A 14,561-nucleotide genomic window follows, 5' to 3' on the forward strand; every position below is an offset into this window, starting at 1 on the left:
AAGGCAACGGGGAGCCGACCGACTCCCCGTTGCTTGGAAATTGTTGCCAATCGACCAAACCTACGCCCCGGTGAGGGCCCGGATCTGGCGGTTGGCAACCGTGATCATGGCAAGATCGATCTGACCGGCCGAGCGCAGTTCGTTGATCAGATCATCACAGCGCGCGCAGCCACGTTGACGATCCTGCACCCAGATATCAAGCAGATCAGAACCCGATGTGCCTTTCTTTCCCGCGGCCAGAACCGAACGGGTCAGTTCGCGCTGATGGCCGAACAGATCATCGATCACGGCTGCACGGGCCAGTTTCTGCCAGTAGGTATCAGCCTCAATAGACTCGGCGGCAGACCGCATCAGACCAAGCTGGAAGCGTGCACCGACCGCAAAGTAGGTGGACGAGACTTCGATGACATCCCGTCCGGTTGCCTCAGCAATACGAACAACGTCACAGATCGCCACCAGCTGGGTTGCGGATGCCACCCGCCATGCGATGTCTTCGGGGACGCCTTGCGCCACGAGTGATTTGGCCTTTTCTGCCACTGCCTTGCGGGCGGCGGCATCCTCGGGCACGATTTCCTCGAAGCTTTCGATCACCTTGGACACTGCCGGGCGGAACATTTCGATCTTTTCGCCGACATTGAGGTCCTCGCAATTGCGCAGGAACCACAGGGTTACATCGTTCACCATGCGGTTGATTTCACGGAACATGCCGGTCTGGAGTTTGGCCAGCACGACGTTATCAAGCGCTTCGATCCCGTCCCACAAATCCCTGAGCGAGAAGACAGACCGCGTGATCAGATAGCCGCGCGACACATCAACCGCCGACATGCCGGTGGCTTCCATCATGTCGTGGACAAAGGTGCCACCAACGCGGTTGACCAGACTGTTGGTCGCAACAGTCGCAATGATTTCACGTTTCAAACGGTGGTTTGAAATCGCATCAGCGTATTTCTTGCGGAGTGCCGTCGGGAAATAGCGCACCAGTTCTTCGACCAGAACCGGATCATCTGGCAAATCGGACTCAAGGATCTCGTCATAGAGCCACAATTTCGCATAGGGCATCAGAACCGAAACTTCCGGACGAGTCAGACCTTCATGCGCGTTGGCACGACGGGTGAGTTCCTCGTCATCGGGAAGATATTCGATTTCGCGATTAAGCCGCCCTTCGCGTTCGAGCATGCGGATCAAGCGGACCTGCGCATCCAGAATATCGGCACTTTCCGCATCGGCATTCGAGATTGCCTGGCTTTGCAGATAGTTATCACGCAGCACCAGATCGCCGACCTCGTCGGTCATGTCGACCAGAAGCTTGTTACGCTGCTTTTCGGTCATGTCGCCGGCGGCAACCACTTCGCCAACAAGGATCTTGATATTGACCTCGTGGTCCGAGCAGTTCACACCCGCTGCGTTATCAATGGCATCGGTATTGAGACGCCCCCCGGCATGAGCGTATTCGATGCGCCCGCGCTGGGTTGCGCCAAGGTTAGCACCCTCGCCGACCACCTTTGCGCGGACTTCGCGACCATTGATGCGGATGGCATCGTTGGCACGGTCGCCGGCATCGGCATTGGTTTCGAGGTTCGATTTGATATAGGTCCCGATCCCGCCAAACCACAGAAGTTCGACGTCGGATTTCAGGATCGCCTTCATCATCTCAGCCGGGGTGACCTTGCCACTGCCAAGCCCCAACACCTTGCGGACTTCGGGAGAGGGATCAAGGGTCTTGGCCTTGCGATCAAAGATGTCACCGCCCTTGGACAGGGTTTTCTTGTCATAGTCGGTCCAGCTTGACCGCGGCATATCAAACAGACGTTTGCGTTCGGCAAAGCTTTTGGCCGGGTCCGGGTCCGGATCGACAAAGATATGCATGTGGTTGAACGCCGCGACCAGCTTGATCTGTTCGGACAGCAACATGCCATTGCCAAACACATCGCCCGACATGTCACCAACACCCGCGACGGTAAACGGCGTGGTCTGGATGTTCTTGCCCATTTCGCGGAAGTGGCGTTTGACCGACTCCCACGCACCACGGGCGGTGATGCCCATTTTCTTGTGGTCATAGCCCTGCGACCCGCCAGAGGCAAAGGCATCATCGAGCCAGAAGCCGTAATCGCGCGCTACACCATTGGCAATATCGGAGAAGGTCGCCGTGCCCTTATCGGCCGCAACAACCAGATACGGATCATCGTCATCAATACGACGTACCCGTTCTGGCGGAATGATATCACCGGCAACGATGTTGTCGGTGATATCGAGCATCCCGCTCATGAGCGTTTTGTAGCAGGCAATGCCTTCTTCGAGGAACGCTTCACGCGTGCCATCGACCGGCGGGCGTTTGACGACAAAGCCACCCTTGGAACCGACCGGAACGATGACCGCGTTCTTGACCATCTGGGCTTTGACCAGACCAAGGATTTCGGTGCGGAAATCTTCCTGACGATCTGACCAGCGAATTCCGCCACGGGCAACCGGACCACCGCGCAGATGAACGGCTTCGACCCGCGGGGAATAGACAAAAATCTCACGCCACGGACGGGGCAGTGGTAAATCTTCGATGATGGAGGAATTGAATTTGACCGACAGATAGGATTTCGGATTTCCATCCGCATCATGCTGGAAGAAGTTGGTGCGCAAGGTCGCCTGCACCAGATTGAGGAAGGCGCGCAAAATGCGGTCCTCATCCGGGTTCATCACATCTTCAAGGCGGGTGATGATATCGGCTTCAATCGCTTCAACCTCGGCCGCCAGGCCCGGATCGCGGTCCGGGTCAAAGCGCGCGACAAACAGCGATACCAGGGCGGACGCCAGTGCCGGATTGTTGGCAAGGGTTTTGGCCATATAGGCTTGCGAGAAAGCAGAACCGGTCTGGCGGGTATAACGCGCATAGGCACGCAAAATAACGACTTCGCGCCAATGCAGGTTGCCCAACAGGACAAGACGGTTGAAGGCATCGTTTTCAACTTCGCCATGCCACATGCGGACAAACAGTTCCTGGAACTTGTTGCGCACGTCATGCAGGCTGAATTCGCCGTCGACCTCAACCCCGAAATCATGAATGCGGACATCGGTATCGACATCGCGCGGGCTGACCGTAAAGGGATTCTCGGTGATGACCTTAAGCCCCATGTTTTCAAGCATGGGCAGGACATCAGACAGCGGCACCGGTGCACCGGGGTTATAGATCTTGAAGCGCAGCTCGTTCTCGGCAGCTTCGATCGGGCGATAAAGGTTTACCCGAAGGTCATTGGCCTGGATGACCTCTTCGATGCGTTCGATATCAAGCTCGGCACTTTCGACCGTGAAACGTTCGCGGTAATCTGTCGAGAAGCTTTCGCCGTAGCGACGATGCAGGGCCAAACCGCGTTCTTCGCCCAGTTCACGCACAAGCACCTGACGCAGGGTATCGGACCAGTCACGGGCCGCTTCGACCAGTTGGCGTTCGATATCGGCGACACTGTATTCTGGCAATTCGCCCGGATTGGTTTTCACCAGCAAATGCAGACGTGCCAGCGGGCTATCGCCAATCAGGGTGTAGTGGGCGGTCACCTTGCCATCAAAGGCATTTTCAATCACCGTCTGGAATTTCAGTCGCAGCTTGGTCGTGAAGCGATCACGCGGGCAGAACAGCTGACAGGAGACAAAGCGTTCAAAGGCATCACGGCGCACAAACAACGCAATACGCTGGCGTTCCTGAAGATGCAGGATGCCCATGCAGGTATGATAAAGGTCATCGAGATCAACTTGGAACAGCTCATCACGCGGATAGGTTTCGAGGATATTGACCAGCGCCTTGCCATCGTGACTTGCTGGCGGGAAACCGGCACGCTTTACCGTCTCGGCCAGTTTCATGCGCAGAAGCGGGATCAGACGCGGGCTCAGGTTATAGGCGACCGAGGTGAACAGGCCGACAAACAGGTGCTGACCAACGACCTTGCCCTTGGCGTCGAACTGTTTGACGACAATGGTATCGAGATGCACGGAACGGTGCACGGTGGACTGCTTGTTGGCCTTGGTGACCATCAAAAGGTTCGGCTTGGTTACAAAATCCTGCACCTCGGCCGACAGGTTGCCGATCTGGCGCAACTCGTCAAAGACGTGGGTGCCTTCACGCGACAAAATGCCGAGCTGGTTTTTGACTTCGACATCGACGGCGGCCTTTTTGCCACCGGTCTTGAAGCTGTATTCCCGGTAGCCGAGGAAGGTGAAGTGATCGTTGTGCAGCCAACCGAGGAAATCCTGCACTTCACGGCGGTCCTCATCGGTGGCACCCGCCTTGAACTCGCCGATTTCATCGAGAACTTCGGTGACCTTTTTAAGCATCGGCTGCCAGTCGCGTACGGCAAGCGCGACATCGGTCAGGCTGTTTTCAAGCCGGTCATGAACCTTGGCAAGCACGTCCTTGTCGGTCTGTTCGTCAATTTCGACATGCATGACCGATTCACGCGGATCATCGGTTTCCTCGACACCGGCGACACGCTGCAGGTCGCCCTTGTCATTACGTTCGATGCGCATGATCGGGTGAATGACAAGATGCACCGTCAGATCAAGTTCATGCAGGGCGGCTGTGACCGAGTCCACCAGGAACGGCATGTCGGTATTGTTGATTTCGATCACCGTGTGATCGGACGTCCAGCCATGCTCTTCGAGATCGGGGTTATAGACCCGGATTTTCGCCGTATCGGCCGCAGGGCGCTTTTGCGCGAATTTGTAAAGTGTAAGTGCCGCGCCATAAAGCGAGTCGACAGATCGACCCGCCATGTCGTCAGGCGGAACATCCTTATAAAAAAGGCGAACGAATGCTTCTGCATCCTTCGCCGTTTCGCCAGACATTCGCTGATGGATTTTCTCGACAACCTTGTCGATGACTTCCCGCTTTGGGTCGCCGTTTCGGGCTTTCATGACCAATTTCCCTTTTTCCCGGTTCTGTTTGCCAGAACCGAAACACCGATCTTTGCGACCGGTGCAACACACCACTGATTTTGCTTTATTTGGGACGTAGAGCGGGATTTTCCATCATGCAGGCACCTGAAGACCCCGCGCGCCCGTAAGCCTACACATAACGGATCATCTGCCTAAAAACTATGCTTCTGCACAAAAAAAATTCATTTAACCAACAGACTAGCCTGTAGGCGCAAAATCATCGGCAAGGCGTGATTGTCACAGAATTTTGCACTTTTTTGCAGCGCAAAACCCGGTACACTTTGAAAGACGCCCCATTTTACCGATCACTTCGCACTCGCACATGATCCGAAAAGGAACCATCGCATGCTTGAAGGCAAAAAAGGGCTGATCGTCGGAATTGCCAATGAATTGTCCATCGCCTGGGGCTGTGCCCGCGTTTTCAAACGCGAAGATGCAGACATCGCGGTGACCTATTTGAATGAAAAGGCCAAGCGCTTTGTCAAACCGCTGGCCGAAGAGATCGAAACGCCGATCTTTGCCCCGTTTGATGTCCGTAACACTGCGGACGAAGATGCGCTTTTTGCCGAAATCGAACAGAAATGGGGAAAGCTTGATTTTGTCCTGCATTCCATCGCCTTTGCCCCGGCAGATGACCTGCATGGACGGGTGGTCGATTGCTCACGCGACGGGTTTTTGGCGGCAATGGATATTTCGTGTCATTCCTTTGCCCGACTTGCCAAACGCGCCGAGCCACTGATGCGCGATGGCGGCGCCCTTCTGACCGTGACCTATATGGGATCGGAACGGGTTATTGATCATTATGGCGTCATGGGGCCGGTCAAGGCAGCGCTTGAAAGTACGACTCGCTATATGGCGGCCGAGCTTGGACCCAAGGGCATTCGTTGCCATGCGATTTCACCGGGGCCGCTTTTAACCCGCGCGGCATCGGGCATTGCGGAATTTCAGCACCTTATGGATGAAGCGACCGAACGCGCCCCGTCGCATCGCCTGGTGACGATTGACGAGATTGGCGAACTGGCGGCGTTTCTCGCCAGTGACCGGGCCAAATCGCTGACAGGCGACGTGGTGCATATTGATGGTGGCTATAACATCATGGGCTGATCGCCCAGTCGGTTACCGACGCTTGATGGCATCCTCAGCCTTGGGGGCGACGCGCTTGATCTGACGCGCAAGGGCCAGCTTAGCCTCGGCATCCGGATCGGGTTCGGTAGCTGCAAACAGATCGGGCGCATCCCCGCCATTGATCGCAATCATGCGCGCATCGGTTTCAGATTGGCTTTCAACCCGCCCATCGACCAGATGGCAAAGATCAAAACCGGCATCTTTGAGGGCCGGGGCAATCAGCAGCGTGCGATGGCAATCCAGCGGATCCTTCTCGGCACACATCAGGCAGATGCGATACTTTTCCGCCCCCGAAACCAGTCTTTCGATCCCGGTTTTGAAATCAGGCCGTGCTGCCATCAGGCCATAATCAAGCTGCCCGTAAGGGTAAAGTTCGGGGTTTTGCGGCTTGCCGCCCATGACGTCGCCCATAAAGACATAGGCAATACCATTTTCACGTAAATATGGTCCGAAACTGTCAGAGTCGAACGCCGTCCAATAGCTTGATCGCTTGAAAGTCCGGATATCGGCCACCGCCGTAATGCCATGCGCCTGAAACAGCGAAAGCAAACTTTTCCGGTCATGGCCAGCATAGCCAACGGTGTAGATCATGCGCCCCGAGGACGGGAATTGGGGAGAATTTGACCGAGTCATTTCACAAGCACACGATAAATCGCCTTTGCGTGCAAGCAGGAACGATCAAGAAACCTGGCCCGAAAGCAAAAAGACCGCCCCGAAGGACGGCCTTTTGGAAACTTTCATCATGGAGCGGGCGAAGAGATTCGAACTCTCGACCCTAACCTTGGCAAGGTTATGCTCTACCCCTGAGCTACGCCCGCATCATCATGAAAGCGATGCATTGTGAAACCGGTCTGATGGAGCGGGCGAAGAGATTCGAACTCTCGACCCTAACCTTGGCAAGGTTATGCTCTACCCCTGAGCTACGCCCGCGTTCATCAGGTTGTTTCTGCCCCTGTGGAGCGGCGCGGATAATAGCCCAACAAAGAGCGATTGCAACCCTTTTTTCCATGAAAACGTAACAATGGGAATTCTGGCGGTTTTCCTTGACTTTACGGGCTTCAATTGTCGAAATCCGACCCGGTTTACGCAAATTTGCGTCCGGTTTTGAACTTGGTTATCTTTTGGCGCACAGCCGCAAGGGAAAGAGCATGAGCGATCCATCAACCCCGCTTTTCGATCACCTCGCCAAATTGGGCATCGAAACGACCACACATGAGCACGAACCGCTGTTTACGGTTGAGGATTCGCAGAAGCTGCGCGGGGACCTGCCGGGCCTGCATTCCAAGAACCTGTTTGTCAAAGACAAAAAGGGTGAGCTGTGGCTGGTTGTGGCCGAGGAAGAGACAGAAATCCGCATGAATCACCTGCACAAACGGTTGGGATGTGCGCGCCTGTCATTCGGGAAACCGGAACTTCTGATCGAAACGCTGGGTATCAAGCCGGGATCGGTGACACCGTTTGCGCTGCTTAATGATGCGGATCACAAGGTCAAACTGGCGCTTGATGCCAAGCTTGCCAGCGGGGACATGTTGAACTTTCACCCCTTGCGAAATGATCGAACCACGACGATTTCTTCGGCAGATCTGTTAACCTTTATCGACTCTCTCGGCTATGAGGCGATGATCATTGATTTTGATGCCCAAGACGCTGCGACAGAAGATAAATGAACCATGGACACCTGAGTAAGCCCTTAAATTCGCTTATATTTAAGTATAGATGACACACAATATCACATGAATACCTCTTGTCGTCCGGGCAAGGCGGTATCATCTAGAATTCAGAATTAGCGAGTACACAATAATGTCGATCATTCTTGACGCGAATGCGCCGGATGGCGCCACCAGCCAAAATCAGGATTCCGACCTGATCAAGGACAGCAGTGTTGAAACTTTCGTCCAGGACGTCATCGAACCGTCCATGGAAGTGCCGGTGGTTGTCGACTTCTGGGCGCCGTGGTGCGGCCCGTGCAAGAACCTGACCCCGATCATTGAAAAGGTCACCCGCGAGGCCGGTGGCCGGGTCAAGCTGGTCAAGGTCAATATTGATGAAAACCAGGAACTGGCGATGCAGCTACGCATCCAGTCGGTGCCGACGGTTTATGCCTTCAAGGGTGGCCGCCCGGTCGATGGTTTTCAGGGCGGACAGCCGGAAAGCGAAGTGCGCGCCTTTTATGAAAAGCTTGCCGGTGGCCCGATTGAAAGCCCGGTTGAACAGCTTCTGGAACAAGCGGCAGAAGCGCTTGGCAATGACGATGTCGCGACTGCCTACGGGCTCTATGGTGCGGTGCTTGAGCGCGATGGTGAAGGCGAAAATGAGCAGGCCACAGGCGGTGTGATCCGTTGCCTTGTCGCGATGGAGGAACTTGAAGCGGCGCGCCAGTACATCGAAGACATGCCTGATGCCCTGCGCCTGAAAGCGTCTGTCAGCGAGGCGATCAGTGCGCTTGAGCTTGCTGAATCCGGTGCATCAAGCGATGACCTTGATGCTGCCCGTGCTGCGGCAGAAGCCAATCCGGATGACCCGCAGGCACAGTTTGATTACGGCATGGCATGCTTTGCTGCGAACAAACGCGATGAAGCGGTCAATGCGATGATCACGATCATTCGCAACAATCGCGACTGGAACGAAGATGCAGGACGCACGCAGCTCCTGAAATTTTTTGAAGCCTGGGGCCCGATGGACCCTGCCAGCGTCGCCGGACGCCGTGCCTTATCAACGGTATTGTTTTCATGAGCATATGCGGCCCTTTCGATCCTGAACTTTCGGATCTTCCGGAAACCATGCCGGTATTCCCGTTAAGCGGTGCGTTATTGCTGCCGCGCGGGCATTTGCCGCTCAATATCTTTGAGCCGCGATACATGAATATGGTGAGTGATGCCCTTGGACAGGACCGGATGATCGGCATGATCCAGCCGCGTCCGGACCAGCATAACGCCTATTTCATGGACCCGGACAATCCGGAGATCTTTTCAACAGGATGTGCGGGCCGCATTACCGCCTTTAGCGAAACCGATGATGGTCGTTTCCTGATTACCCTGACCGGGGTATGTCGCTTTAACGTCATCGAAGAACTCCCTGAAAATAGCGGTGGTTACCGCCGGGTGCGAGGGGACTTTGGACCGTGGAAGAATGACTTGTCTCTTCCCGAAGATGACATGACGATCAATCGTGACCGGCTGCGGCTGGCACTTGAGGCCTATTTTGCGCAACATTCACTGCGATCCTGCTGGGATACGCTGGCTGACAGCGATGATGAAATGCTGATCACCACCATTTCCATGGGCTGTCGCCTTAGCCCGCTTGAAAAACAGGCTTTGCTCGAATGCACAACCCTGTATGATCGCGGCGATATGTTGACCACATTGCTTGAGATGGCTGTTCATGCCGACCCCAAGCAATCCTATAGCAACACCAATTAGATGTTCTTGCCGCATCAAACGGCAGACCCAACCCGAAGGCTGAATTCATGACCGCGACCCCAAGCCCGGTAGACCCGAAACTTCTTGAAATCCTTGTCTGTCCGGTCACCAAGCAGGCGCTGGAATATGACCGTGACAATAACGAGCTGATCAGCCCGAAGGCCGGCCTTGCATACCCGATCCGCGACGGCATTCCGATCATGCTGCCCGACGAAGCCCGCGCCATCGAAGATTAAGGCAAGGACAGCCCTTTCATGTCCAGTGACGGCTTTACCCCGGCTTTCAGCCCGGTTGAAATCAACTATCTGCGTGATGAGCGCATTCTGGAAGTTATCTGGGATGACGGGGTTCAGACACGCCTGAGCGCCGAACTGCTAAGGGTCGAAAGCCCGTCGGCCAAAGTTCAGGGCCATCATCCTTCCGAGAAGAAAATCATCGCCGGGCGCCGCCATGTCGGCATCATTGATATCGCCCCCGTCGGAAACTATGCCGTGCGCATCAGTTTCGATGATTTGCATGATAGCGGCCTGTTTAGCTGGCAATATCTGCGCGAGATGCACGACAACCAGGACAAGCTGTGGAACGACTATCTCGCAGCACTTGAAGCGCGCGGACTGTCGCGTGATCCGGCCAAGCGTTAACTGCGCTCTGCGCATTTTGCGCACTTTTCGGAAGTCCCAAAAAGCAAAAGCGGCCCCATCAAAGACAGAGCCGCTTTTTACTTTGTCGTCCGGGGCTTACCTCATCACGAAAGCCTCTTAGAAGCGATAGCCTACACCGAGACCGAAGACCCACGGATCGAGGTGAGCTTTGGAGGTGTTTGCACCGTTATTGATGCTGATGTCAGTATCAAGGAAGACTTTTTTGACGTCGAGGTTAAGCGACCACGGACCGGAGATCGCATAGTCAAAACCAGCCTGGAAGGCATAGCCAAAGCCGTCATCATATTTAACGGAATTGAACTGACCCGGTTTGGAGTCATAGAAGAAGGTGTAGTTGATACCTGCACCAACATACGGGCTCCAGCGGCTTTCCGGCATGAAGTGATACTGCAGGGTCAGAGTCGGCGGCAGAAGACGTACGGAACCGGCATCAAGATCTGGGTTCGACCAATCAAGATTATGTTTCGTGGTAGCTGCAATCAGTTCCAGCGCAATGTTGTCGGTCAGGAAGTAGGAGAAATCGACTTCCGGAACAACGTCGTTGTCCAACTTGCCTTCGCCGGTGTTCAGCGTATCGTCGTAGGTGTCTTCGTCCGGAACCATCGCAATGCCGCGCGCGCGGATGACGAAGTCGCCAGCCTGTTTGGTTTTGAATTCGGCGGTCTGTGCGGAAGCCGGATTGGCAGCAACGAGCGATGCGGCCATCATGCCACCCAACAACGCGGTGCCAAGAAGTTTGGATTTGAATGACATTATCTGTCCCCTGTTAGTTTGATTAACTGGGAGGGACATTGCGCTTTTCTGTTTACTGACTTGTTGACACAAATCAACAACCAGTCAGAAAAAACGACACAGTTTTGAACGATTATAAGTGACCAATAATCATTTATACTGAAAATTGCAGCCTGAGATCGGGCAGCAACCCGCAATTTTTGGCCCGCAAATGCTTGCAGTTACAGCGACTTGCCCTGCATCAGCTTGGGCAACGTTCCGGCATAGCCCATGGCATGTGACATGAACGTCTTTTTAAGTGGCGGGATTTTTTCGACAACGGCCAAACCGATATCGCGCGCCCAGCGGATCGGGGCGATATCATTGGAGAATAGTCGGGTGGTCAGATCGGTGACCGCCAGCATCACCGTGTTATCGAAGCGACGCCACTGCTCATATTCGGCCAATACATCGGCACTGCCAATATCGCGGCCAAGACGGCGGGCGTTAACCAGAATTTCGGCCAGAACCGCGACGTCACGGATCCCCATATTGAGTCCCTGACCGGCAATCGGATGCATGCCGTGTGCGGCGTCACCAATCAGTGCCAAGCGATCCTGCGTGTAGTGATAGGCATGCTGCAAACCAAGCGGGTAGCAGAAGCGTGGCCCAATCACCTCAAGATCACCAAGATAACCATCAAACCGACGATGGAGTTCATCAAGGAAGGTCTGGTCGTCGAGGTTGACCAGATAATTCGCCTGCTCGGTGCCCTCGGTCCAGACAATCGAACAACGATTGTCGGTCATTGGCAGAATGGCAAACGGCCCGGCAGGCAGGAAGTGTTCGACCGCCAGACCGTTATGGGGCTCCTTGTGCTTGACCGTGCAAACGACAGCACTTTGTTTATAGCTCCAATTATAAGTCTTGATCCCGGCCCATTCGCGCAACATGGATTTGCGCCCTTCTGCCCCGATGGCAAGCGGCGCGCGCACAGACTGCCCATCTGCAAGCGTAATGGTCATCCCACCCTGATCACGATCAATCTTGTCGACGCTTGCCGGTGCAATCAATTTGACCAGATCGGTTTTTTCGATCGCACGATACAGTGCACTACGGGTCACAAGATTTTCGACGATATAGCCAAGCGGCGCGTCACCCACTTCATGATGATCATAATGCAGGAAAAGCGGGCTTTGTCCGTCAGCAATCCGGATATCAAGGATCGGCTCTGCGCCATCGGCCATGTCTTCCCAGGCCCCGATAACTTCAAGCACCGATTTGGACGCTGCAGCAATCGCACAGGTGCGACCATCGTAATTTGCGCTCAGAATGGTTTTCGGGTCTGCATAATCAATCACCACAGACTTGATACCACCATGTGCGAGCGCCAAGGCCATGGACGCACCATTCAATCCGCCCCCGAGAATGATGACATCGGTATGAAGTGCCTGCTGATCATGCATGTCGCAATTTCCTGTGTCGTTTGGCCACCGCCGTTAAGCACGGTTTACCTTGCGGACCGGCATACTGCGTTGACCTGACGCAATAGGGCGTCGTGAAAGCGTTGTTTGCACATCTTTACCCTGCCAGATACGTCGCCACAACCCGCGCCGATCATCATCGCGCTGTTATCGTGACCTGAAGCGCCTGCACCCAAAATAATGGCTCTCCAGCTGGCCATCAGCAAGGAAAGCGACATATGCCCTGCGGTTGAAGGCCAAGTAAAGCAAACCATGAAACGACCCTCCACAGAGCATTGAGCTGTAAGCGCTTTTTATTTTCGCGCTTGGTTGATTAAAAAATATGCACATTTTTTGGACAACAACAGATTTTGTGCAGATTTTAATCCGGATATGACAGAAGGAAGTCATCATTCCAACGACGCGATTCACAATTTTATCTTTTATATTCAGCCAGTTAGAAAATTAATTTTGAGTCTGGCACGATTCTTGGTTTGGAACGTGGGACTGCGAAATCGTGATTACCACGTTGGTACTCAACGGATATGCCGGGAGGTCGCAATATTATGAAACTTGTTACTGCTGTCATTAAGCCGTTCAAACTGGACGAAGTCCGCGAAGCGCTCAGCGCTTTGGGCGTTCAGGGTTTGACGGTCACTGAAGTTAAAGGTTTTGGCCGTCAAAAAGGTCAGACCGAAATTTATCGTGGTGCTGAATACATGGTCAGCTTCCTGCCGAAGGTGAAGCTGGAAGTCGCCATCACGGATAATCTGGTTGATCAGGTTGTCGAAGCTATCACCAAAACTGCTCAAACCGGGAAAATCGGGGACGGTAAGATTTTCGTTCTTGATGTAAGCCAGGCGGTCCGTATCCGTACTGGTGAAACCGGCGACGACGCCCTGTAAGTCCAGAGACAAGGGGAGACATTATGACTATTTCCATGAAGAAAACCGGCCTTGCTGCAGCTGCAGCTACCGCCCTTCTGGCAATCGCTTCTCCGGCTTTTGCACAGGACGCAGGCGTTCCGGCTGAAACCCAGTTCATTCTTAACAGCTTCAGCTTCCTGTTCAGTGGCGCTGTCGTCATGTTCATGGCCGCTGGCTTTGCAATGCTGGAAAGCGGTCTTGTACGGACCAAAAACGTAACCACCATCCTGCTGAAGAACATCGGTCTCTTCTCCATCGCAGGCATCATGTACTACCTCATCGGTTACAACCTGATGTACATGGATGTATCTGGCTGGATCGGCTCGCTGAGCCTTTGGAGCGCAGATGACTCGGCTGCCCTTGGTGGCGATTTCTCTGGGGGTTATTCCGCAACGTCTGACTGGTTCTTCCAGATGGTCTTCGTTGCTACCGCAGCTTCGATCGTTTCGGGTACTGTTGCCGAGCGCATCAAACTGTGGCCGTTCCTGATCTTCGTCGTTGTCCTGACGGGTGTTCTGTATCCGATCACCGGTGCATGGACCTGGGGCGGCGGCTGGCTCGCAGAAATGGGCTTCTCTGACTTTGCCGGTTCCACCATTGTTCACTCCGTCGGCGGCTGGGCTGCTCTGACCGGTGCGATCATCCTTGGTGCACGTAAAGGCAAATACGGCGAAGACGGTTCCGTTCACCCGATGCCGGGTTCGAACCTTCCGCTTGCAACGCTTGGTACCTTCATCCTGTGGCTCGGCTGGTTCGGCTTCAACGGTGGTTCCCAGCTTGCTATGGGCACCGGTGCTGACGTCATCGCGATTGCCAACATCTATGGCAACACCACCATGGCTGCTGCCGGCGGTGTGGTTGCAGCGATCATCCTGACCCAGATCCTTTACAAAAAGGTCGACCTCACCATGGCGCTTAACGGTGCACTGGCTGGTCTGGTCTCGATCACTGCGGCTCCGGACACCCCGACCATTGGCTCGGCGATCATCATCGGTGCAATCGGTGGTATCCTTGTTGTCATCGCGGTTCCGCTGCTCGACAAACTGAAAATCGACGACGTTGTCGGTGCTGTTTCGGTTCACCTTGTTGCTGGTATCTGGGGCACGCTTGCTGTTCCGTTCACCAATGACGGTGCTTCCTTCGGTACGCAGATCACCGGTATCGTTGCAATGGGTGCCTTCACCATCGTTGCTTCGTCGATCGTATGGCTGGCTCTGAAATTCACTGTTGGTATCCGCCTCTCCGAGGAAGACGAAGCCAACGGTTCGGACGCTACCGAGCTTGGCCTGGAAGCATATCCGGAATTCGGTAAGGGTTCCCAGCGCTTCTAAGCGAGAC

General features: G+C 54.5%; 12 protein-coding genes and 2 tRNA genes. 8 read left to right on the forward strand and 6 right to left on the reverse strand.

The annotated features are described in order from the left end of the window. Positions 1-60 precede the first annotated feature (60 nt). Entirely contained in the window at positions 61-4,896 is a 4,836-nt protein-coding gene (locus ACXAF0_RS00550; protein ID WP_475342840.1) for an NAD-glutamate dehydrogenase, read from the reverse strand. A 366-nt stretch (positions 4,897-5,262) separates the two neighbouring features. Here ACXAF0_RS00550 and fabI point away from each other — a divergent pair, with 366 nt between their 5' ends. Next, a complete protein-coding gene (gene fabI, locus ACXAF0_RS00555; RefSeq protein ID WP_475342841.1) occupies positions 5,263-6,021 on the forward strand; it encodes an enoyl-ACP reductase FabI in 759 nt (252 codons plus the stop codon). 12 nt (positions 6,022-6,033) lie between these two features. Here the strand turns inward: fabI and ACXAF0_RS00560 are convergent, their stop codons facing one another. The 3 genes from ACXAF0_RS00560 to ACXAF0_RS00570 form a co-directional block, all read right to left on the reverse strand. After that, the gene (locus ACXAF0_RS00560; RefSeq protein WP_475342842.1) at positions 6,034-6,633 is read right to left on the reverse strand and encodes a DUF488 domain-containing protein; all 600 of its coding nucleotides are present in this window, start codon (positions 6,631-6,633) and stop codon (positions 6,034-6,036) included. Between the two features lie 152 nt (positions 6,634-6,785). Next, positions 6,786-6,860, reverse strand: a tRNA-Gly gene (locus ACXAF0_RS00565). Between the two features lie 37 nt (positions 6,861-6,897). Beyond that, positions 6,898-6,972 (reverse strand) — tRNA-Gly (locus ACXAF0_RS00570). A 218-nt stretch (positions 6,973-7,190) separates the two neighbouring features. Between ACXAF0_RS00570 and ACXAF0_RS00575 the strand changes: the two genes are divergently transcribed. The 5 genes from ACXAF0_RS00575 (at position 7,191) to ACXAF0_RS00595 (ending at position 10,102) form a co-directional block, all read left to right on the forward strand. After that, a complete protein-coding gene (locus ACXAF0_RS00575) occupies positions 7,191-7,709 on the forward strand; it encodes a prolyl-tRNA synthetase associated domain-containing protein (RefSeq protein ID WP_475342843.1) in 519 nt (172 codons plus the stop codon). 133 nt (positions 7,710-7,842) lie between these two features. Next, the gene (trxA, locus tag ACXAF0_RS00580; RefSeq protein ID WP_475342844.1) at positions 7,843-8,775 is read left to right on the forward strand and encodes a thioredoxin; all 933 of its coding nucleotides are present in this window, start codon (positions 7,843-7,845) and stop codon (positions 8,773-8,775) included. Beyond that, positions 8,772-9,461: an LON peptidase substrate-binding domain-containing protein gene (locus ACXAF0_RS00585; protein WP_475342845.1), complete on the forward strand. Its 690-nt coding sequence runs from the start codon at positions 8,772-8,774 to the stop codon at positions 9,459-9,461. Before trxA ends, ACXAF0_RS00585 begins: the two co-directional genes overlap by 4 nt. A 47-nt stretch (positions 9,462-9,508) precedes the next feature. Further along, entirely contained in the window at positions 9,509-9,697 is a 189-nt protein-coding gene (locus ACXAF0_RS00590) for a Trm112 family protein (RefSeq protein ID WP_062956884.1), read from the forward strand. Between the two features lie 18 nt (positions 9,698-9,715). Further along, entirely contained in the window at positions 9,716-10,102 is a 387-nt protein-coding gene (locus tag ACXAF0_RS00595; protein WP_475342846.1) for a gamma-butyrobetaine hydroxylase family protein, read from the forward strand. Between the two features lie 117 nt (positions 10,103-10,219). On the opposite strand, the gene ACXAF0_RS00600 is transcribed toward ACXAF0_RS00595, so the two are convergent. Both ACXAF0_RS00600 and ubiH read right to left on the reverse strand, forming a co-directional pair. Next, positions 10,220-10,876, reverse strand: coding sequence for an OmpW/AlkL family protein (locus tag ACXAF0_RS00600; RefSeq protein ID WP_475342847.1), 657 nt, complete (start codon positions 10,874-10,876; stop codon positions 10,220-10,222). 200 nt (positions 10,877-11,076) lie between these two features. After that, entirely contained in the window at positions 11,077-12,300 is a 1,224-nt protein-coding gene (ubiH, locus tag ACXAF0_RS00605; RefSeq protein ID WP_475342848.1) for a 2-octaprenyl-6-methoxyphenyl hydroxylase, read from the reverse strand. Between the two features lie 563 nt (positions 12,301-12,863). Between ubiH and ACXAF0_RS00610 the strand changes: the two genes are divergently transcribed. Both ACXAF0_RS00610 and amt read left to right on the forward strand, forming a co-directional pair. After that, positions 12,864-13,202, forward strand: coding sequence for a P-II family nitrogen regulator (locus ACXAF0_RS00610; RefSeq protein WP_007088725.1), 339 nt, complete (start codon positions 12,864-12,866; stop codon positions 13,200-13,202). 23 nt (positions 13,203-13,225) lie between these two features. Then, on the forward strand, positions 13,226-14,554 hold the full coding sequence (amt, locus tag ACXAF0_RS00615; protein WP_475342849.1) for an ammonium transporter: 1,329 nt from the start codon (positions 13,226-13,228) through the stop codon (positions 14,552-14,554). Positions 14,555-14,561 lie beyond the last annotated feature (7 nt).

It is taken from the genome of Thalassospira sp. ABD4_177, assembly GCF_056160125.1.